This window comes from Pseudoalteromonas sp. A3 (assembly GCF_025942345.1).
Taxonomy (GTDB): Bacteria; Pseudomonadota; Gammaproteobacteria; order Enterobacterales; family Alteromonadaceae; genus Pseudoalteromonas; species Pseudoalteromonas atlantica.
In genome coordinates, this window is record NZ_JAPCKL010000001.1 from 292,665 (window position 1) to 314,733 (window position 22,069).

At 35.3% G+C, this 22,069-nt stretch carries 19 protein-coding genes; 18 read left to right on the forward strand and 1 reads right to left on the reverse strand.

All coding sequences use genetic code 11. The features are described from left to right. Positions 1-16: 16 nt before the first annotated feature. From OIZ54_RS01315 to OIZ54_RS01400, 18 genes are all read left to right on the forward strand, one after another. Complete coding sequence (locus tag OIZ54_RS01315; RefSeq protein WP_264389473.1) at positions 17-1,984, forward strand: hypothetical protein; 1,968 nt, start codon at positions 17-19, stop codon at positions 1,982-1,984. Between the two features lie 13 nt (positions 1,985-1,997). After that, on the forward strand, positions 1,998-2,492 hold the full coding sequence (locus OIZ54_RS01320; RefSeq protein WP_264389474.1) for a hypothetical protein: 495 nt from the start codon (positions 1,998-2,000) through the stop codon (positions 2,490-2,492). 5 nt (positions 2,493-2,497) lie between these two features. Continuing rightward, on the forward strand, positions 2,498-3,088 hold the full coding sequence (locus OIZ54_RS01325; RefSeq protein ID WP_264389475.1) for a hypothetical protein: 591 nt from the start codon (positions 2,498-2,500) through the stop codon (positions 3,086-3,088). A 190-nt stretch (positions 3,089-3,278) separates the two neighbouring features. Beyond that, positions 3,279-3,755: a hypothetical protein gene (locus OIZ54_RS01330; protein ID WP_264389476.1), complete on the forward strand. Its 477-nt coding sequence runs from the start codon at positions 3,279-3,281 to the stop codon at positions 3,753-3,755. A gap of 2 nt (positions 3,756-3,757) precedes the next feature. Further along, entirely contained in the window at positions 3,758-4,453 is a 696-nt protein-coding gene (locus OIZ54_RS01335) for a hypothetical protein (RefSeq protein WP_096739606.1), read from the forward strand. Positions 4,454-4,757: 304 nt separating this feature from the next. Then, positions 4,758-6,245: an OmpA family protein gene (locus OIZ54_RS01340; RefSeq protein ID WP_264389477.1), complete on the forward strand. Its 1,488-nt coding sequence runs from the start codon at positions 4,758-4,760 to the stop codon at positions 6,243-6,245. 247 nt (positions 6,246-6,492) lie between these two features. Further along, positions 6,493-8,043: an IPT/TIG domain-containing protein gene (locus OIZ54_RS01345; RefSeq protein WP_264389478.1), complete on the forward strand. Its 1,551-nt coding sequence runs from the start codon at positions 6,493-6,495 to the stop codon at positions 8,041-8,043. Between the two features lie 29 nt (positions 8,044-8,072). Further along, positions 8,073-8,540, forward strand: a complete 468-nt coding sequence (locus OIZ54_RS01350; protein ID WP_096041694.1) for a hypothetical protein — start codon at positions 8,073-8,075, stop codon at positions 8,538-8,540. Positions 8,541-8,615: 75 nt separating this feature from the next. Next, positions 8,616-9,335: a hypothetical protein gene (locus OIZ54_RS01355; RefSeq protein WP_264389479.1), complete on the forward strand. Its 720-nt coding sequence runs from the start codon at positions 8,616-8,618 to the stop codon at positions 9,333-9,335. Between the two features lie 79 nt (positions 9,336-9,414). Beyond that, positions 9,415-9,612 (forward strand): hypothetical protein, encoded by a 198-nt coding sequence (locus OIZ54_RS01360; protein WP_096739610.1) that lies wholly within the window; start codon positions 9,415-9,417, stop codon positions 9,610-9,612. Positions 9,613-9,768: 156 nt separating this feature from the next. Then, a complete protein-coding gene (locus OIZ54_RS01365; protein ID WP_264389480.1) occupies positions 9,769-11,805 on the forward strand; it encodes a hypothetical protein in 2,037 nt (678 codons plus the stop codon). A 79-nt stretch (positions 11,806-11,884) separates the two neighbouring features. After that, the gene (locus OIZ54_RS01370) at positions 11,885-12,325 is read left to right on the forward strand and encodes a hypothetical protein (protein ID WP_264389481.1); all 441 of its coding nucleotides are present in this window, start codon (positions 11,885-11,887) and stop codon (positions 12,323-12,325) included. Positions 12,326-12,564: 239 nt separating this feature from the next. Beyond that, positions 12,565-14,559 (forward strand): hypothetical protein, encoded by a 1,995-nt coding sequence (locus OIZ54_RS01375; RefSeq protein ID WP_264389482.1) that lies wholly within the window; start codon positions 12,565-12,567, stop codon positions 14,557-14,559. 19 nt (positions 14,560-14,578) lie between these two features. After that, positions 14,579-15,004, forward strand: a complete 426-nt coding sequence (locus OIZ54_RS01380; RefSeq protein WP_096041700.1) for a hypothetical protein — start codon at positions 14,579-14,581, stop codon at positions 15,002-15,004. Beyond that, positions 15,001-15,438: a hypothetical protein gene (locus tag OIZ54_RS01385; RefSeq protein WP_264389483.1), complete on the forward strand. Its 438-nt coding sequence runs from the start codon at positions 15,001-15,003 to the stop codon at positions 15,436-15,438. Before OIZ54_RS01380 ends, OIZ54_RS01385 begins: the two co-directional genes overlap by 4 nt. Positions 15,439-15,518: 80 nt before the next feature. Next, positions 15,519-16,679, forward strand: coding sequence for a hypothetical protein (locus OIZ54_RS01390; RefSeq protein ID WP_264389485.1), 1,161 nt, complete (start codon positions 15,519-15,521; stop codon positions 16,677-16,679). A gap of 89 nt (positions 16,680-16,768) precedes the next feature. Continuing rightward, positions 16,769-17,563, forward strand: a complete 795-nt coding sequence (locus OIZ54_RS01395) for a hypothetical protein (protein ID WP_264389486.1) — start codon at positions 16,769-16,771, stop codon at positions 17,561-17,563. Positions 17,564-17,945: 382 nt separating this feature from the next. Then, positions 17,946-21,002 (forward strand): ATP-binding protein, encoded by a 3,057-nt coding sequence (locus OIZ54_RS01400; RefSeq protein WP_264389487.1) that lies wholly within the window; start codon positions 17,946-17,948, stop codon positions 21,000-21,002. A gap of 17 nt (positions 21,003-21,019) precedes the next feature. Here the strand turns inward: OIZ54_RS01400 and OIZ54_RS01405 are convergent, their stop codons facing one another. Further along, positions 21,020-21,859, reverse strand: a complete 840-nt coding sequence (locus tag OIZ54_RS01405) for a UDP-2,3-diacylglucosamine diphosphatase (protein WP_264389488.1) — start codon at positions 21,857-21,859, stop codon at positions 21,020-21,022. Positions 21,860-22,069: the final 210 nt, after the last annotated feature.

Sequence of the window (22,069 nt, forward strand, 5' to 3'; positions counted from 1 at the left end):
CAACAAGGATGGATTCTTGAAAATACCTCTATTTTACATCTCATTACTAAGCGTTAGCTGTAATTTTATAACACCATTACACGCAAAAACTATTCAGCCAACTACCGATATAGGCACTTGGCAAAATAAAGATGAAGACGGCGATGGTGTACCTGATGAGCAGGATGATTATCCGTTTGATGCGGATAAAACCATAATTACTATCGTCCAAGAAGAAGAATTTAACAACAATAATGATGTAGCGACTGTCGCACCTGAAAAGTTACCAATTAAACTTTTTGGCCGAATTCAGCAAGCGAACGATCAGGATTATTACAAAATTAAGCTTAAAAAAGATGTCGCAGTAACCGTACTTTTATCGTCTTCAAATAATGAATTTGACCCTGGTATGGCAGTAATGGATAGCTCTGTAGTGGCTATTCAATCATGGGCACCCAATTTTACTGCTGTTGGTAAGTATAAGCGGGCTATTCAAGTAAAGCCGAGCGAGTCTGGCACCTATTATATTGTTATTAACGATAAAGAATTTAGAGGTGAGGAGTCTTACGATTACCAACTACATGTGTTTGTAGATGAGGATGTAGATGCAATTGATGACTCTTTAGAGCCTGCTTTTGGCTTTAAAGGTTATACGCAGGATACTGATGGCGATGGCATTTATGATGGTACTGAATTTTACGTGTTTAATTTAGATTCAGCGTATGCCCATGATGTTGATAATGACGGTACACCAAACTGGCTTGATGAAGACTCGGATAATGACGGGATTAAAGATGTACTAGAAGGTGCATTTGATTTAGACGAAGATGGCTTGGGTAATTTTGTAGACTTAGATTCCGATGCAAACACTATTATAGATGGTAAAGATGCGGGAAATCCTCAAAGACCTTTAAATCATGATAAAGACGAATTAGCTAACTTTATTGATTTAGATGACGATAACGATTTAATTTTAGATGTAAACGATCCTGAACCACTAAACTCAGCATCAAATGGCGCGTATGGGACCGATAATTATTTAGAGATTAGTAACATTTACTATTTATTGAATGGCAGCCAAGAAGTTGAAAGTGTTATTTTAGCAAATAAAAAACACCGAATTTACGGTGAAAACTTATCAAATGGATTTTTAAACTTCAACATAAAGGGCAGTCTTTCTCCCGTTAACCTTCCTGTTAATGCCAATGGCAAGGATTATATTGACTTTGTTATGCCGCGCAATGCTACAAGTATTAGTTATAGTGCAGCAAATATACGTACAGCACCTATGGAACTTTCGTTTAATCAACAATTCTCGCCCTTGATAGTGAACCAAGGGGTTATAGAATCTTCAGCGAATCAGGAAGTTACTTTATCTGGAATAAACTTTTCAGACGATACTTTAGTGTATTTAAACGAGGTAGAGCTTACCCCTTTAGCAACTTCTCCTACTAGCTTAAGTTTCACAGTTCCTACAAATGCTGAATCAGGCAAATTATATTTAAAAAACAGTTATGGAAAAAGTAACGCATCTAAAATTGCTGTATTTAGTGAAACAACATTAACAATAGATGACTCCTTGTCGTTTGCTAATTCTAAAGTGGTTGCAAGTACATTTATATCTGGCATAGAAAAAACGGTCGATTTTAACAACAGCGTTGCCGTCGTGCCTGTTTCTAGCAATAACGCCACAACGATTACCTTATACTTTGGTGATGAGCAAAAGTATTACTTAAATGTACTTTATTTAGGGCAAGCAGATTTACAAATTACACCACGATTTCTTGCTGCATCTACTGCATGGGGTTTAAGTGGCTTGAACCGAACACAGCAACCCGCAAAATTAAGAGCTTTATTCACACAAGTACTTAAGCTAAATGAAGTAATTGAATTTGCGGATTATATTAAAGAAAATAATAACCAATTGCCTAAATATAAAAGCAAAAAATTTACGACTTTAAAATGGGCGGCTGCGGATGCAATTACAGCTCATCTTAAACAATAAAAAGGACATTTTTATGAAAAATAAACTAACCACACTTTTAATTGCTGGGCCTTTAGTCAGCTCATCTTTTTTTTCAATGGCTAGCGAAGTGCCAACTAAAGAGTATTTTAATAAACGCTGTATGGATGCATGGCAAAGTATTAAAGCCGGAGACCGTGAAGCTTTATTTACAGAGTTACCACCAAAATTACAAAATTGGAATGAAGGTAAAACAGCATGGAAGCAAGTTGATAAGGCAATAAAAAACTACAAAGAGGATTGGGAACAATTAAATTTAAATAATTTGAAAATAACGTTGTTAGATACTGCCGGAGAAGATCCTAATGGTAATAAATTAGTATCAGGCTTACAGAGTTCAGTAGATAAACGAATGGCCCGCTTTTACCCTGAAGCAACTCGTGAATTCACATTATTTTACACTTTTATAAATAAAGAGCGCAACGGGAGAAAATCATGCTCATTTTTAGAGTTTGATAACGAATGGTATATGTATCATAGACTACTTTGATTATTATGAATTTAATATCTGAAAAGCTTAAGAATACATTTCAAGTCTGTTTTGAACACAAGCGCTGGGTGCCTTATACCCGAGTAAAATCGTTTTTAGGTATGTTACTGGGCGCTTTTGTCGCCTCCTTTTTTGTTGATGGCCAACCAAGTTACTCAAACGCTGACCAAACATTGAATACTATGTTTGTGGTTACCCCGTTTTTGTTTTTTGGGTTGGTGCTATTGCAATCCTCGTTACAAAAAACATTTTACAACGCCGATGTATTTATCACGCGCAAAGGTTTAACCATGCCAGATTTTAAAGGCGAGCGTGAAGTATTTATCGCCTTTAAAGATATAGAGGCGATGTATATCAATTATTTTCCGTTAACGCCGCTTCTCTGGTTTGGTCCTTACATAAGTACGCATTTAGCGATTAAAACAGTCAATGGAGAGCGTTACGGAGTACATACGTTTAATTTAAGTGACTATAGAGCAATTGTTAATTATTTAGCGAAAGTGCATAACGTAAAAACTAAACACCGTTTTTCATGGTGGACATTAACCTACTTATCTCTTTTCCCAATCGGGTTTTTATTGGGCTTTATTGTTTAATTTACTTAAAAAACTAAGGAAAGGTTTGAAATTGAAATGTCCTGTTTAATCATTGCAGATCAGATTGAGACACTAAAAAATTTATAAACAGATAACCTATTAAACAGAAAAGTGCACAGTGCCTATGGTGTACTCATAAACTCAGCAGATTAGTAAAATGCATATAAATCGAAAATTACAGGAGAAAACTATGAAAAAAATCGCTTTTATGACACTGGCTCAATCATTACTTTTATCATTTACGGCAAGTGCCGTTGACTACAGCATCCCGATTGAAAATTGTAAAAAGTCAGTAGATATCGTTTTAAATCAAGATTATGAGCTTTTCATGCAGCTTTATGCACCGCTACCTAAAGATATGGACCAAAGTATTGTAAAAGGTATGTTAGCTCGTGAGCATGATCATTATACAAAAAATTATTATTTGGGTATCCATAACTTTGTAATTGTCGGTACTGAGGTGCTTGAGGATGCTAAAAATAGTATAATTAAAAGGACACAAAAGAATGCATTGGAGTATGGTTATACTGACGAGCTGTGGGTTAATTATACATTTAAGACATCAAAGGTTTTTGGTAAAAAGGAAGACAACGTAACAATAAAAGGGAAATGTAAGTTTGGGCAAGTCGATGGTAAGTGGCTCATGGTCAACTTATTAAGAAGCTAAATATGACTAATAAAGAACAACCAACCAGTCTAGACGATAAAAAATGGTTTAAAAATGTTCACTTTAAAGAGCAAGATACCTTATGCCCAACGAGTGAAATTAAACTTCCTTTATTGCGTTTATTATGTCATTTGTCTTTTCCAATAGAGTTATTATTTAGCGCAACTTTAATTACGCTTTCATTGTTAGCCGGACTTTGGTTAGTTGACAGCTATAGCTTAGCTAGCTTAGTTGTTTATTTACCGCTTCTTATTGGTACCCTATTTTTAAAACGTATTCTTATATGGCGCAAGTTTGGGTTTAGTTCAAAACACGTGATGACCATAAGTAAAGATAAAATTAAAGTTAACCCATTTATAAATGATTCATTAAAACAAAGCAGACTATTCAAAAGGGATGAAATCGAGTCGGTATTATTTAATTACAGTTTTATTACTCATGTATCTGATACACAAATTCAAGTAAATGCTGCGCTAAATAGGGCTTTTATAAACCTTAAAACAGGCGAAAACATTGAGTTGAACGTTAACCGAGTGGGGTTGTTTAATGTTTTGTATTTGTTGTATTACTTTGATTACCCATTAATTTATAAAAAATCATTTGAAGGAGGGGGCTCTAGTATCGGCTATATATTCTTACGCGTTTCTGGCATTGTAGCTAACTTTCCTATAATAGCGATGTACCTTGCCGAGTTTTAGTAAGTAGCTAATATTAGAGCGCTTCAAAATCGCTGTGGAAACTAGTTAAATAGGCTAGGTAACTTAACAGGTTTCATGTCGTGTTAAAACCTAGCTCTAATTAAGTTAATATGAGAACTTAATTAAAAAATGGCTAGCGGATATGAGTGGCTTTTCAAAGCCAATTGCATTGGCTTTGTAATATAAAAAAATACCCATGCATACTAATATGTTAAGTTTTAATTTACGAGTTAAAGTATTAGAATATTTAACGCTTTCTAAATAAACTAATTTTTAGAGCCGAACCTATAAAAAAGGAATTTTAATGAACAATAAAGTTATAAAAATACTCCAAATATTTATAATTTATCTAATTGGTGTATCAAGTGTACAAGCAAAGCCATTATTGTCACCGTATCCAAAAGCAAAGCTAGATAATTCAGTTACTCTAGCGGGTGAAGAAACTCAGTTAATGACAAAGTTTGATCCTAATGCAGAAAAATCTAAGCAGTTTGAGTTTACAAAATTTATTGGTGATACAGCTCATTACGCATATGAGATAAAAAATGTAGCTTCGTTAAAGGTTACAAAAAACTATGAAAACGCTTTACAAGATGCAGGCTTTAACGTGATTTACAGGTGTTCTTTGAGTGAGTGCAATTCTGGGAAATATAATAATGGTAAATTGATATCAGAAAAGACTAGTTATTTTAAAGCTTATAGCTACTATAAAAAGCCTCATTATATTTTTGCTACAAAAGGAGGTGACGAACTTAAAGCCGCAATTTCATTATTCGTAGGACAAGATGAAAATAAAACAAGAGTGCTATTAACCTCTGTGGATATAAAAGACATTGAAACAGGCCTTATCTCAGCTGATTTTAATGCATTCAAAAAACAAAATGACACAAAAACAACAAAACCCCCTCGCAAAGATAAAGGTGGGTCGTCTGATCACCCATTAATCAGTCGTTACCCCAGCAGTTACATTGAAGATTACAAACAAGTAGATTATGAAGAATTTAGCATTCCTATTGGTATTGCTGATAAAAAGACCAAAAAGCTTCCAACACTTGATGTAACTGGCGATTTAACACAAATTACTTATGTTGTGAAAAATGTGTCAACACTTAAAATTTATCATAACTATCTAAGTGCATTAGTAAAAGAAGGGTTTGAAACCATATTTTCTTGTCAAAAATCTAGGTGTGGTTATAGACCTACGGTACAAAAATTAGGGGATGCTATTTCTATATCACAGGTCTACAATTACTGGCATCAGCCGCGATATAACGTAATGAAAAGCACATTTGACGGGCAGACTACTTACGTAGCGTTTTTCATAGGCAACTTTGAAGGTGACTCTCGTATTCAGCTTTTAGTTATGAGAACCGAGCCACTAATAACGGGGTTAATAGAAACAAATAGCGATAAAGTACTAGAACAACTAAAGCAAAAGGGCAAAGCGTCTATTTATGGTGTACTGTTTCACTATGATAAAGCAGTTATAAAACCTGAATCTAAGCAATCTTTAGATGTGATTGCCCAGGTTCTTGAAAAAAATAAAAAATTGAGTTTATATGTTGTTGGGCATACAGACGACAAAGGATCTGCAGAATATAATCTCGATCTATCTAAACGCAGAGCTAATGCGGTAGTTAAAACGTTAATCGCTGATTATGGCATTGCCAAAACAAGGTTAATCCCTCAAGGTGTTGGGCCTTATTCTCCGGCAGCGACTAATAAAAATGAGCTAGGGCGCGAGCTTAACCGTCGTGTTGAGTTAGTTGAAAGGCTGTCTGATGCAAATTAATGTATTTTAAAAATATAATATAACCAACTTAGTTAATGCTAAAAAGCTAAGTTGGTAATTTTTCAATGCTATAAATAAAGATAGATAACATTTTCGCTAGTTGGAAAACAGCCTCGCGCACTATGCTAATCTTAAGGATGTGTAAAGTAAGTATTTATTATATAAGTACTTAATACACATCTTTTTTAGCTTTTAGCGTTATCAGCACTAAATTATAAAAATTGGATAATTAAACAAGGATGGACTCTTGAAAACACCACTAATATATCTTTCGCTTTTAAGTGTTAGCTGTGCTTTTTGCACGCTAACCTATACACCAAATTCACATGCAAAAAATATTCAGCCAACCACCCATATAGGTACATGGCAAAATAAAGATGAAGACGGTGATGGTGTGCCTGATGAGCAAGATGACTATCCGTTTGATGCGAGTAAAACTCAATACCCTGTTTATTTTGAAAAAGAACCTAACGATAACCCATCTGTTGCAACTCCAGTAGAGCTTGGTAAAGGTTTTAAAGTTAAGGGCGTTATTTCATCAAGAACAGACAAAGGTGATTTATATGGTTTTAACGTTGATGATGGAACTATGGTCACTGCTGTATTTGAAAGTGCAGCTAAACGATTTGACCCGCAAGTTTATGTATCAAACTCAGAAGGCAGAGTAATTAGTAAGTATGTTATTAGCGAATATAAGAAATTTGGAAAGCATATTGTTAACTTTCATATGTTTGAGGCAGGTCGTTATCAACTAAGTGTAATGGATAATAATTACGGTGGTGGCCCTGATTTAACCTACAGTATGGTTTTATTTTATGACGAAGATGTAGATGCTTTTGATGATGAGAAGGAACGTGCATTTGGCAGTAACCTTATTAAGAATGACCAAGATCAAGATGGTATTTTAGATGGTTTAGAGCACGTTTTATTAAATAGTAGTACTGACATAGACTTTGATGGTGATGGAATACCGAATTGGCAAGATGTCGACTCTGACGATGACTCCTTCACTGATAAAATAGAAGGCATTGAAGATTTAGATAAAGATGGCTTCCCAAATTATATAGACCGTGATGCTGATGGTAATACCATAGATGATGAACTGGAAATTGGTGATTTTAACTATTCACTTGATTTTGATGATGATGGAAAATTAGATCACTTAGATTTAGATGATGACGACGATTTAATATTAGATATTTACGATACGCAACGTCGTAAAAAATCTAAAACTGTTAAATTAACAGGGCCTAATCAAAATCGTTTACTTGTGCGCTGGGTTTATAATATGTCCTTTGAGGGGCACTCTATTCGAGATTTTATTAGAGCTGGGGATAAAGTAGAGTTTGAAGTAGATGGCTTACCAGCAGATGCAAAAAATTTGGTCCTTGTTTTTCAATATCCTGATGAACTTATTAACTTAAAACCTACCATAGCTAGAATTGAAGGGAGCAAAACATATATAAGTATAGAGCTGCCAAGTAAGATAGGCGAGGCTTATGTATATTTAGCTCATGATGAGGTTATTAGTGATGCCCAACCAATTGAAGTTAATAAGAGCAAATCCCCACTTTTAAAACCTGAAAAGCGAAGTATCAGTGCTGGAGAAACAATTACTCTTATAGGTGAAAATTTTAATGAGCAGACGGTTGTTCATTTTAAAAATGTGACTGTTAATAGCATTTATATAGATGAAAAAACCATTAAAGTTAAAACGCCACGTCAACTAAGTGGCTGGCGTTACTGGGTAAGTAATCAGTTTGGAAAAAGTAACGCGGTTAGCTTTTCAATCGAATAGGTCAGGCCCTAATGTTTTAAGGATAAATAATGAATAAATACCTAATTCCATTGTCGTTATTAGCAAGCTTTACATGCCACGCAAAGCTTGATTTAACAATCCCAAAAGAAAACTGTTTTAAAGCAGTAGAAATAGTAAAAAATAAAGATGAGCAACTATTTAAGCAGCTGTTTACACCCGTTGACCATATCCCTAATGCTGATAAGGAAATTACAAAACTGGTTGACAGTACACATAAAAAATACTACGAAAAAGAGTACGATGGTATTAGAAACTTTCGTCTTGTCGAATCAAAGCTTGTTAACTACTCTGAGGACACTAAGTATAGTGTTGTAGAAGAAACGTATGAAAGATGGGGATATACAGAGCAAGCATTTATATATTACAAATTTGATGCCTATGATAAAAGACTTAAAGAGCAGCGCACAGTGTATAACAAATGCCGTTTTGGTTTAAAAGACGGCAAGTGGTATATGGTTAATTTACTGCAAGATTAGTTGTAGTGCATATTAAAAAAGAGCATGTAATTTATATTACATGCTCTTTTTTATAATTTACTGTTGAGATTAGTAATGCAAAGCGAAAAGTTAGATATACAATTAGATGACAAGTTTTGGTTGAAGCTCGTAAATTTACCTGAAAAAGACGCCTTAACTCCTACGAGCAAAATCACTATGCCGGTAGTAACTAAATTATTTAGGCTAAATTTAGGAATCGAGTTTTTATTTGCAATTGCATTGGGTGCGCTTGCATTGTATAGCCATGTTTGGGTTGAAGAGGACTGGGTTAGCGGGTTGTTTTATATATATATTCCTTTATTCCTAGGACTATGTTTTTTACGAAAGGTGTTAATTTGGCAAAGGTATGGCTTTAATTACAAAGCCGCGTTTGAAGTAAGTAAAGATGAATTAACCATCGTTACCGAGCCATTATCTAAACAGCAACAGCTAACTATGGCTAAAGCCGATATAGATTACATACAATTTAGCTACGGGTATATGCGCTCAAACGGGCAAGGCTATCAAGAAAAACGATCGCACATTTCCCAAGCGGTTGTGGTTTTAAAAAACAATGAACGCTATACAATTAAGCCAAATACCATCGCAACATTAAACTTGCTTTATCTGTGCATTTATTTTGACTACCCCTTGAGTTACAAGTATGGCCTTACTGATGGCGGTGGCAGTATTATGTTTATTTTGATGCGAGTTATGTCAATGGGTGGAAATTTTGTAATGATAGGTCTTTATTTGTATTGGATAGGGGCAGGGTATTTGAAATCAATTTTTTAGCTCAAGCAGAAATTTTCAACCTAAATGATTATGTAAAAAGTGTTCATAAGCACACAAAGTTTAAAACAAAGGGAATGTGATGATTAAAGGATTTGTGAGTATCATTTTAATTGCCGTACTGGGAATTACGTTATTAAGTATAGGACTGTACCGGTTTGCAATTCAGCCTGAATCTCTACAAACAATGACCTATGGGTTAATGTGTATTGGCGGACTTTTAAGTATGTACGGTTTGCTCGCTATGTTTTATGAAGGGCTTACTAAAAAGGCATATTAAATCTTTAGGGTGTATAAGCTGTAGGCTTTAATTCACTTAAAGTATATACAGTTGATTGCTCTAATTATCATTTTTGATTAAATTGCATACTTTATATATATTAGGTACAGTTTATAACTGTAAATGCTTTATGGATAAACCAACAAGGATGGATTCTTGAAAACACCCCTATTTTACCTTTCATTGTTAAGTGTTAGCTGTGCTATTAGCTCGGTAACATATACAACACACGTTCAAGCAAAAACAGTTAAATCATCCGCACATATTGGTACATGGCAAAACAAAGATGAAGACGGTGATGGTGTGCCTGATGAACAAGATGATTATCCGTTTGATGCTGATAAAACCACAATTACTATCGTCCAAGAACAAGAGTTTAATAATAACGTTGCCGAAGCAAACCCAGTTGGTACAGTACCTTTCTCTGTTGAAGGCGCGCTGTCGTTATCATCTGATATAGATGACTTTAAATTTACTGTTACTGAGGCTGATGTGCAAAGCGGTAAATCAATCAGTTTTATTATATTAGAGCAGTCTTCGCGGTTTCATCCTCAGCTTGGTATTTTCAAAAATAATGGTAAAGTTGTTGAACATATCGAATTAGCTATTGATAGAGTTGCGCCACTTGGCGCAGCTATTGCTTTCAATCCTAAACAAAGTGGGGAATATAACCTGTCAGTACTTGATCGAAATGGTAATCATGCTGATGATTTTAAATATCAAGCATTCGGTTTTATTGATACAGATAAAGATGCAATACCCGATAACAAAGAGCAAGCACTTAAACTAAATTATAAAATTCAGGATTCAGATCGAGATGGCATTGCAGATGGTAATGAATATTGGGTATTTAGTAGTAAAAATGTATTTGCGCATGACGTAGATGGAGACTCAGTACCTAATTGGCTAGATGACGACTCCGATGGCGATGGCATACCTGATACTTTAGAGGGCACTGCTGATCTTGATACTGATCAGTTACCTGCATTCGTTGATTTAGACAGCGATAATAACATTATTAGTGATAGGGACGAACAAGCTCAGAGTAATGGCACTTTAATTGATACAAATAGAAATGGAATCCCAGATTACATTGATATAGACGATGATGGTGATGCAGTTTTTGATGTGAATGACGAAGAGCCAAAAAAAGTCCTTACTTACACTAGCGCTGAAAGTGATTCAGCAATAACGTTAGCATCAGTCTACTATGAACTTTCAGACTCAATATCGCTTCCCAATAAAGGAAGAGTTTTTAGACCTCTAATTATTAAAGGCGAAAATTTCCCTGAAAAAGGTGGTTTTGTTGTAATAACAAAAGGGGATGAGCGCCTTCCCGTTGTTAATATGCCCATTACGCAAGCTACAAACACTTCAATAAGCATCGTAATACCTAATTATGAAAAAATTGCATTGGAAGGTGAAGAGCTTACATTATTTATTACCAAAGATAATATCCGTAGCAATGACTTAACATTCCAGCTTTTACATCCCAAAACGCCTCTAATAAAGTCGATATCGACATCTCAAGCAGTACCTGGCGAACAAATCCAAATTGAAGGTGAAAGCATTAACGATTTGGCTAAGGTTGTAATGGGAGAAGGTAAGTATGAAGCCGACTGGGTATCAAACAGCCTTGCAGTATTTGTGATCCCTGATGAAGCAGCAAGTGGTTTATTTTATTTACAAAACGTTTATGGCAAAAGTAATTCCATGTACATCAATATTGATAATCAAAGGGAAGTAACACTCGACTTGAACCTCCCAGCCGCATACCACGATTTGCAAGGGGAAGTAACTGTAATACCACAAGGGACTAAGTACTCACAATTATCATTGGTTAATGGGCAAGCGTTTAGCTTTAATAAAGAAGGCTCTACAGTCTCAATTTGGTATGACGGGATTGCTATTTTATCAGCTGGTGTTGTGGGCAATGAAAGCGAGCTGTCGCTAAGTTTGCAAAGTACAGCTGAGGAGTATGTATTAAAACCTTTTTTTGTTTCTGCAAGTCAATCTAAACGATTGGAAGCATTAAGAAACTTACGTGCACTTAAAGAGTATGGTGAGTATATAGCGTATTTTACAAAAGGTGTAGAAGAGGATTTTAGAGTGTTTTTTTCTCCAAAAAACTACAAGCTATCCATGAAAATGCTCAAGCTTAGAAACAAAGTAAAAGCGATGTCTTATGAATAAAAAAGCTTATGATGATAGATATAATTTAACTGCGTGAGCAAAATTCAATCAACCGAATATAAACATAATGGATTTAATAATGTTTAAAAAAATGATCTTATCTTTACCAATACTATTTAGCTGTGCACATGCGTTAGCGGCTGAGCCGAATGTTGAGTTTAATGCTAAAAATAACCAAGCAGATATTTTTATAGAAAAATGCCAGTTATGGCGAAATGCAATGCGCGACAATGATAAAGAGGTTATGTGGAGCTTTGTAGAGGAAAAATATAAAGGTACACTTAAACCTAAAATGACTAAAAAAATGGAAAAAGTGGCTTCTAGACATCGTGCTCGATTAAGCCAAGCTGGGGCTTATATTAAACGTGATGAATATTTATCGACTGAAGTACCAAAAGACGTAGCTCAAGTTTTTATAGATTGGGATAACGATGGTAAAGGTGGACAGAATATAGGGGTATTAGATAGCTGTGTGTTTGAGCTGTTGCCTGGCACGACAAAGTGGGTGTTAGATATATAGCTAACAAATTATTAATTAAAATAAAAGTTGGTTTTGTCATAATAAACCAGCGATATGTATCGCTGGTTTTATTTTTTAAAATTTAGTGAAGGCCCGCGCATAAATACTAACTAAATTTTAGTATTATTAAATAGTATAACTTTAAAGCTAAATTATGGATTACTAAACAGGATGGACTCTTGAAACTACCTCTATTTTACCTCTCATTATTGAGCTTTAGCAGCGTTTTTAGCTCGCTAATGTTTATAACACCATTAAGCGCAAAAACCATTAAACCAACTATTCATATAGGTACATGGCAAAACAAAGATGAAGACGGTGATGGCGTGCTTGATGAACAGGATGGTTACCCGTTTGATGCAACTAAAACCACAATGTCGGTTGTTCAAGAACAAGAGTTTAATAATAACGTTGGCCAAGCAAACCCTGTTGGGAATATACCTTTTAAAGCGGCGGGGGTTATTGCTAAAAATGTAGATATAGATGATTTTAAATTTAATATCCCCAACTCAATGCTATTTGAAGACTTATCAGTGACGTTTATACTTTTTAAAGATGATTCACGTTTTACACCGTCTTTAACGATTATTAATAATAATGGCGATGTTATTTCTTCTATACCAACAAACATTGAACACGTTGGTAAAGTCGGTCAGGTTATTACTTTTTCACCTAAGCAAGCAGGTGAATATAATTTAAGTATTACTGATAGAAACAACTTAGGTGCAGATAGCTTTACATATACGGTACATGCATTTATTGATATAGATAAAGACGCAGTTCCCACAAACAAAGAGCTTGCTTTGGGAATGAACCACCTTGGGCAACATACAGATGCTGATAAAATACCCGATGGAAATGAGTACCATATTTATGCAGCTAACTTTATCTTTAGTCATGATGTCGACAATGATGGTACTCCAAACTGGCTTGATTTAGACAGTGATGATGATGGCATTACTGATGCTATAGAACAAACCTACGATTTAGATGGTGATAAAAAACCAGCCTTTATAGACTTAGACAGTGACAATAATGCAGTTTTAGATTCAGATGAATTAAACTTAGTTGAATTTATCCGTTATGATCTTGATGGTGATGGCATCCCTAATTTTTTAGATACTGACGACGATGGCGACTTTTTGTTTGATGAAAATGACACTCAGCCACTAGAAAAACTAATTGGTATAAATAACTTATACCCATCAAATACCCCAGTCATTAGCTCTGCAACATATTCTCATAGTGACGAAGCAGTATTTATTAACAAAGTTAGGCCGTTTTTCCCTGCTAATTTAAATGCAGAAAACCTAAAAGGTGATGCGGCACATTTGGTAATGTTAAAAGGGGATGACAAACAGCCAGTCGTTAATTTACCAGTGACGATTACATCAGAGAATAAAATTGAATTTGTTATACCTAATTATCCAAAGGTAGCGTTGGGCGGAGAACCCATTACATTTTTTCTAGCTATAGATGGCTATAAAACCAACAGTATTGATGCCACATTACTGCATCCAAAAACACCAGTTGTTACAGGCATTCCGATTAAAAATGTAGTTGAAGGCGATAGAGTATCAATAACTGGTGCAAATTTAGAAAGTGGTACTGCATTAGTTTTTGCAGAAGGCCCAACAATTCAGTTGGATTATATAGACGATACTAATGCTAATTTTATTGTACCTAGCGATGTTGGTACAGGCTGGTTTAGCTTACTAAATATATATGGTGAAAGTAACTACTCAAGTATCAAAAAAGAACACGTTATATCGCTAAAGGTTGTAATGCCCGATTACTTACATATTAAGGGACCTTTTTATGTAGATAATTTAGACGGAGAGTTTTATGGCATTAATGCTTTTAATAACAAACAGGTACAAATAAGCTCAACCACTGATTATATTTCTCTTTATTACAAAGACGGCATTCGATTATTCCAAAGCTACATAGCCGATGATAGCCAAATAGAGCTAAGTGTTGATAGTACGCTTAAATCTTTTGTTTTACGTGCTTTTGCATATCAAAACAAAGTTGAGAATGTGCAACAGTTAAAAAATAAAATAAGTGATTTAGTATCATACAAAGAGTTTAAATACTGGTATGAAGAAAATTTAAGGCAAGAGTCGATTGACGCATTTTTAAAAGATGACTCTTATAGCATTATTGGTAAAGCCACAGCAGTAGCCGATGATCTTTATAAAAAACTAAAAAGTGAACGTAAAAATAATAATTAAGAGCAAATAAGGGAACGTTATGTTAAAAAAAACCATGTGTGTATTGCTTGGTTCATTAGTTTTGCAAGGGTGTGTAGACTCCCACTTAGTGACGGGGGTTATTGAAGATTCAATTAAGTTTGAATCTGGCGATAACATGTTAATCTATGATGTAAGCATTGAGGGTAGTAAGCATAGCTGCACAATGCTATTGGCTGTAATGGGAGAGGACTTATGGGCGCTAGAAAACGAAGATACCTTATTAGGGGGGTTAGCATGTATTGATAAAGAGGGTCGAATTTTATCTGGTCCTCCGGAAGTAGATGGTTTTACTTGGAAACCAGTAGAGGGCGGTTTTGAATTTACTATGAACGCGACTGCTACAGAGCAAAATAATAAAAGTGAAAAACTTAATATTTACACAACGTCCCCCTTATTTGTTCCGTTAACAAAGGATTTGAAATGAAATCACAATTAATAGCGCTTTCTAGCATCATATTTTTAAGCACAGCAGCTTTTGCTGATGAATCTAACGTAAATTTGCCAGCCAAGGATAATCAAGATCCATTATTTATAAAAAAATGCGAAGAATTTAGACAAGCAAAAGCTGATAAAGACATTGATACTTTGATGTCTTTTGTACCAAAGCATTTTAAAGATACGGAAGACGAAAAAAAACGAGCTATTGCATATTTGAGTAAAGAAGCTGAGAAGTTTCAGGAGTATGCACAAGATCCTAATTTTGAGATTACCTCTATTAAAATATCTACTAAAGCACCTAAAAAAAATGCATCCGTTAGGATTGAAGCTAAATCAGGTGATAAACGTAGTTACTCTACGGGTTGTGCTTTTGAAAAAACAAAAGCTGACGGTTGGATAATCATTGTTGCGTCTAGTTAATTAGCTTTTCGACTACTTTAAGTATTTATATATTATGAGAGTATGTAACTAAGCATACTTTTTTATTCAAAGAGGGAATTTTGGCTAATTCAATTATATTAAAATCACTATTAGAAACGATTAAATGGCTATTCATTTGGCTAACTGTGGCAGGCCTTGTACTAGGTGTTTTAAGCCAAGGCTTTATTTTTGATACAACCGATGGGCTTGATGTTGTATTAATTATTGTGCTTTTGATGTTTCAACACCGGTTAAAGTTTGATGAACACAATAATCAAATAGATATAAAGTTGGGGGCTTATTTTTTTAAGAAAGAAATCTTCACGTATAGTCACCACACCATTGATATAAACAGTATAAACACAATATCGTTTAGAGCAGATAAAGCTGTAAATATCATAGATATTAATTACACTTCAGCAGAAGGTAAATTGAGCACTTATACGTTTAGGTGTTTCAAGCAAGACAAACAAGCACAGCTAGTAGTGAGGAAACTCTCAACCGTTGAGCGCGTTTATGCAGCTAAACGTGAAGAGGCCGAGGCTGAAAAAACACACTCAGCAACAGTAAACAAATTTACAAAAATATTTCCGCAACATACTATTTTAGGTAATGCGGAGGCTAAAAATAATATTCCCATACTTAGGTGTGCGCTACCGCTCCCTGATAGTAAGAAAAATTTAGTTCATTTTGTCGTCGTGTGTTTTGCTTTGCTTACGCTATTTATTGCTTATTCATCACAAAATTGGAAATCATCTTTGGCATTTTTAGTAATAACTTATGTAAGTTATTACTTTGCTAGGGTTATTGTTTGTAATAAATACTATTTTATAAAAACAGCGCCTCTAAGCTCCATTATAGTAAATGATAACGAGCTTTATTTACCCGCCCTATTATTTACTGATAAAACACCACGTACACTAACTAAGCAGGATATTATTAGCATTGAGGCTAAGTGGAATTACAATTATGACTCAGTTGAAGGCTCTGCCAGGAAAACTAAAAGGTCATATTTAATTTCATTGGTATTTAATACAACAAAGGGGCAGAGTATTTCGCTGACGCACTGGAGTGTTGATAGTGAAGCACTTGTGTTTTCATTATTAAAACACAAATACCCAGTATCGTTAGACAGAACAAGTCAAATGGTTTACCCACTTGAGCTTCATGTGGGATTATTCGTTTTTTTATTTATACTCATTATACTTGTTATGAACCTAGAAAAAGTTATGTATATTTAATGTAATAGATACTTTAATATAGGCGCTAATAACAGCTTAATATGGCGTGTTATATCGCTTTTTAGCTCCTAAGTTTTAAGGATGAAATTTTGAAAAATATTGTTAAGTTAATAGTTTTTATCACTGTGGTTTTTTGTGGTTATGCACATGCGCAAAATAGCCTAACACTTAATTATCAAGTCACTAAAGAGTTAAATCATTTCGCACATATTAAAATAAAGGTCACCGATAAATACCTTCGTACAGATTATATTTTGCCAAATAAAGCCTTTACAGAAATGACCATTAAAGATGATGGCCAATATATTCTAGATCATCAAAAAAACATTGCTTACAGAACTGATTACTCAGTTACGTATAAGCGCGCAGAGGATGCTTTAAAAGGAATGCTGCAATACGCTCCAGGATTTACCAAAGAGCAAATTTATGAAATGAGCTTAGATCCTAAAAATGACCCTAATAATTACATTGCTTATGAAAAGGAAGGAGATAACTTATTTGTAGGATATTTAGATGGTGATAAAGTAAAAACAGTTAAAATAAGTGCATTCCCAAATCAATTTATATCATCTACTGAATATACTTGGCTGTTAAAACGAGCAAAAGAAGATACTTATTTTGGAAAAGCGTTGGTTGGTTTTTTAGACGTGCCTTTAATAGACTTTATGCGCAAATTTAAATACGACACAGATCAATTACCGACGGAAATCACATTGCATGATGAAGGAAAAGCTGTTTTTTTAAAGACAGTTAGTAACGATGGCATAGATCAAGACGATTTTGAAATAGAGTCTAAGTTTATAATTAAAGACATAACACATGAATCGATTCAATTTTTGAATAATTTAAAGAATATCGCTAAAGAAACAGGGGTAATAGAATGAAAAACTTCACTGTAATAATTATTTCATCTTTAATAGCTTTATTTATATTGAGCTATGGCCTTTTTTCGATGACTTTAGACACTGATTCTAGTCCATTAATCAACTATATCTGTATAGGGGGAGGGTTTACCTTTTGTGTGGCTATAGCGATATTTGTTGTAAAAGAAGGTTTGCATAACCAGAAGACTCCTAAGTAGCTCCTTGATTGAGCGCTTGTTCATCTTAGGTTAACTCTTTGAGGTGGTTATTTGTTTTGTCTAATACATTAGTACTTTAATTATTAAAAATTTTAAAGTTAATAACGATAAGTAGTTAGTTTTGGGCTCCTTTTTAGCTTTTAATACTCTATACTGTAGCGAGTAAAATCTGTTGGTGAAGGTTAATGTTAGAAAGGAATGTATTTATAACAGCAGCAAAAGGTAATAAATTATTACTGGTTGCCATTATTGTTTTTTTAGTTATTGCATTACCTTCGGTGTATGTGTTTGAAAAAAAAGTGCGCGCAGAGATATATAACGATGCACGTAATGAACTCAGTCGTGAGCTTGAAACAAAAGCCGCGTCTTTAAAAAATCATTTAAACGACAGTATTACCGCTATTCGCTTTTTAAACGCCACTCCACCTATTCAAGGTATATCTAGAGCGACCGACAACCAATTAATCGACCCACTCTTACAAACCCCAATTGCTGTATGGCAAGACCGCCTTGCTGATATTTTTAGCGGGTTTATGCAAACCGACGATTCTATTTTGCAAGCACGTTACATTATGCTTGCTGAAAATGGCCAAGAGATAGTACGTGTAGACCGCTTTTTAGGTGACATAATTAGGCTAGAGGGCGCGCAACTGCAAAAAAAAGGCGGGCGAGACTACGTACTTAAAGCCAGCATGCTTGATGAAAAAAGCGTGTATATATCGCCTATTAACTACAACCGCGAAAACGGTGAAATACAAAAACCCTTTGTGAGTACATACCGCGTAGCTAAGCCTGTTTTCGATCATTTAAAGCAAGTGTTTGCCATTTTAGTGACAAACTACTCCGCAGATAAGTTATTTGAAAGTTTAACGTTTGAACTTCCACCTGGGATTAATATTTATTTGCTTAATAATGAAAGCCAATTTTTATACCACCCAAACCCGGATTTACGGTTTGGCTTTGAATTTAACCAAGCCAAAACCTGGAGTGATGAATTTAGCCCCACACAAAACATGAATTCTCACGAAACCTTGTTAATAGGTGATGCACCAAAACAGTACTTTTTAAATAAACGGGTAAGTTTTGAAGGCTATATTGCCATGCTGCCGTTAGAGATGGCCGTTTCTATTGATTCTGAAACCTTGTTGGAACGCGTTGCAAAAAGGCGCGAAAGTTTTATTGCCATCACTGCCACATTTTTTACCATATTTATAATTATTACGCTGTTATATCAGCGCTATATTAATCGCAAGCTGCTTATACACTCTTTAACAGAGCAAAATAATAAAGTGATTGAAAATTCACTCGACGCTATTTTTACCATAGACAGTGATGAAACTATTATTCACTGTAATCAAACGGCTAAAAAAGTTTTTGCAAGTAGGCTAGGTAATGATAACACCCGCTTTAGTAACTTATTTACCCTTGCAGATGAAGATAAAAACTGCATTAGTGAAACCATAGAGCATGGCTCTAAAATGCCATTTGAAGCGGCTTATACTGGTGATGATGGCAATAAAGAATATTATTCAATCACGCTGACCAGCGTATTTGATGTATTTAGCAATCGTTATCAGGTTGCTGCTATTTTGCGTAATATCAGCTCGTTAAAGCAAACTCAATCACAGTTACAGGGTTTAAATAGCACGTTAGAGTTAAAGGTATCTCAGCGTACTGTTGAACTTGAGCGAGCGATTGACCAAGCCCTTGCCGCAAGCCAAGCAAAAAGTGACTTTGTAGCCAATATTTCCCACGAAATACGCACACCCATGAACGGTGTTTTAGGCATGCTTGAAATGCTAAAAGAAGACAGCCTCACTGAGCAACAGCAACATTATTTAAAATTAGCTAATAGCAGTGCGCACTCGTTAATGAATTTAATTAACGATATTTTAGATTTTTCTAAAATTGAAGCGGGCAAGCTAGATATTGATAATCACTCGTTTGATGTTATCTCTGTCTGTAGCGATATGATTAATTCAATTGCGTTGCAGGGCCAACGTAAAGGGCTAGAGGTCTTTTTAAATACCCAAAACGTGGTTGATAGAATGGTTATTGGTGATAGCCATCGCCTTAAGCAAATTTTAATTAATCTAATAAATAATGCGTTTAAGTTCACGCATAAAGGCGAAGTAAGTTTAACCTTAAACTCTAAATACATTACCGACAGTAAAATTTTAATGAGCTTTATAATTAAAGACACCGGTATTGGTATTGCCCCTGAAAACATCGATAAACTGTTCGATGTGTTTACCCAAGAAGATTCAAGCACAACCCGCCATTTTGGTGGCACCGGTTTAGGGTTATCTATATGTAAAAAACTGGCGCAGTTAATGGGCGGTAATATCACCGTTAGCAGTGAAAAGGGCGTAGGCAGCACCTTTGTTGCAACGGTAGAGTTACATGTGGCGCAACAGCAAAAACTTAATACCGGCATTGAGCTTTCAAAAGAGGTCAGTGTAGCGGCGCTTATTGCCCGCGATAACGTATTTAAAAATGTATGCGGATTATTAACTCAAACCTGTAAAATTCAGCCAAGCCACATTATAAGGCTCGACTACTTTAGTGAACACAGGGAATTTGATGCCGATTTACTGATTATTGATGACGAACACCCGCAAGTTAATGCGCTAATAAGCTACTGCGAAAAGGCAGATAAAAAATATGTGCTTATATTGCGAGACATGGTGGTTAATAAGCAATCTAAAAAGGTGTTTCCTGAGCATAGCCACATTTTGCACAAACCACTCACGCAAGATCAATTTACCTATAAGCTAGGCAGTATTTTTGGCGCTAATAATGAGTTTGTTTTAACCGCGCCTAAACAAGCAAACGACATAGAGCCAGAGCCTGAGTTGTCTAAGTATCATGTATTATTGGTTGACGACAACATGATTAACATTGAGGTAGCGAAGGCTATTTTAAAACGCACAGGGATAAAAATTACCTGTGCAAGTGATGGTATAGAAGCACTCTCTGCCCTTAAATTTAATCAAGAGCAACCGTTTGACTTAATTTTAATGGATTGCCAAATGCCTAACCTAGATGGCTACGATACCACCAGCGAAATAAGAAATGCTAAAGCTGGGGTTGAGTATATTAGCATTCCAATTATTGCCATGACCGCAAGTGCAATGGAAGGCGATAGAGAGCGTTGCATTACCGCCGGCATGAATGATTATATTACCAAGCCAATAAAGCCTAAAACACTTAAAAATAGGCTACTAACCTGGTTAAACTAAATGGGCTAAGTCAGCAGTTACGCTGCTGACTTACTTGGTTTGGTATCAGTTTGAATAGGTTTAACTAAGCTGGTTACATCGGCTGTATCAAGTACTTTTTGCGTATCAGACCAATGCAACAGCTCTATTTTACCGTTTGGTTGCTCAACTAATGCGGTACAGCTTTCAATCCAATCACCATCATTACAATACACTATGCCATCTACTACTTTAATTTTAGGGTGATGGATGTGTCCGCAAATGATGCCATCGACCTTTTGTTTTTTTGCCTCATGTATAGCGGCATCTTCAAAAGCTGCAATGGCTTCCCGGGCTTTATGAACGCGTGCTTTTATCCATGCAGCAAGCGAATAGTAGTTACCGCCAAACACTTTACGAACTCGGTTAGTCCAACGATTTAAAAACAGCAGTAAGTCGTAACCTGCATCGCCTGCAATACTTATGAGCTTGTTGTAGCGGGTTGCCGAGTCAAAGTCATCACCGTGGATCAGTAAAAAGCGCTTATTGGCTTTAGTGGTATGAATAAACTGCTGGTGGACTTCTACACCAAATAAAGTTTGATTTATGTAGTGGCGAAAGGTCTCGTCGTGGTTACCAGGTATGTATATTACACGGGTGCCATCAAGGGCTTTTTGTTGTATACAACTAAGCACTTGGTAATGAGATGGGTGCCAATAAAAACTGCGCTTCATCGACCACAGATCAACAATATCACCCACTAAATAAAGCGCATCGCATTCAATTGAATTTAAAAAATCTAATAAATAGTCGGCTCTACAGTCTTTATACCCTAAATGTACATCCGATATCCAAACGGCTGGATAATGTTGTTTTTTACGCTGTTGATTGTTTGTCATGCCCGTCATCCATAGTGTAATAATTGAACACTGTAGATAAATCTAATGACACTTATGAGACACTTTAGCGAAGCCTCCATGACAATTTATATCAAACCAGCTAATTAAAGTTTATTGGCTGGGAAGGAGATTAGGTGAGCAGTTTTATACATTATCATTAAACGCGCATAAAAAAGGCCGCATGTTTAAATGCGGCCTTATAAGTTTGTT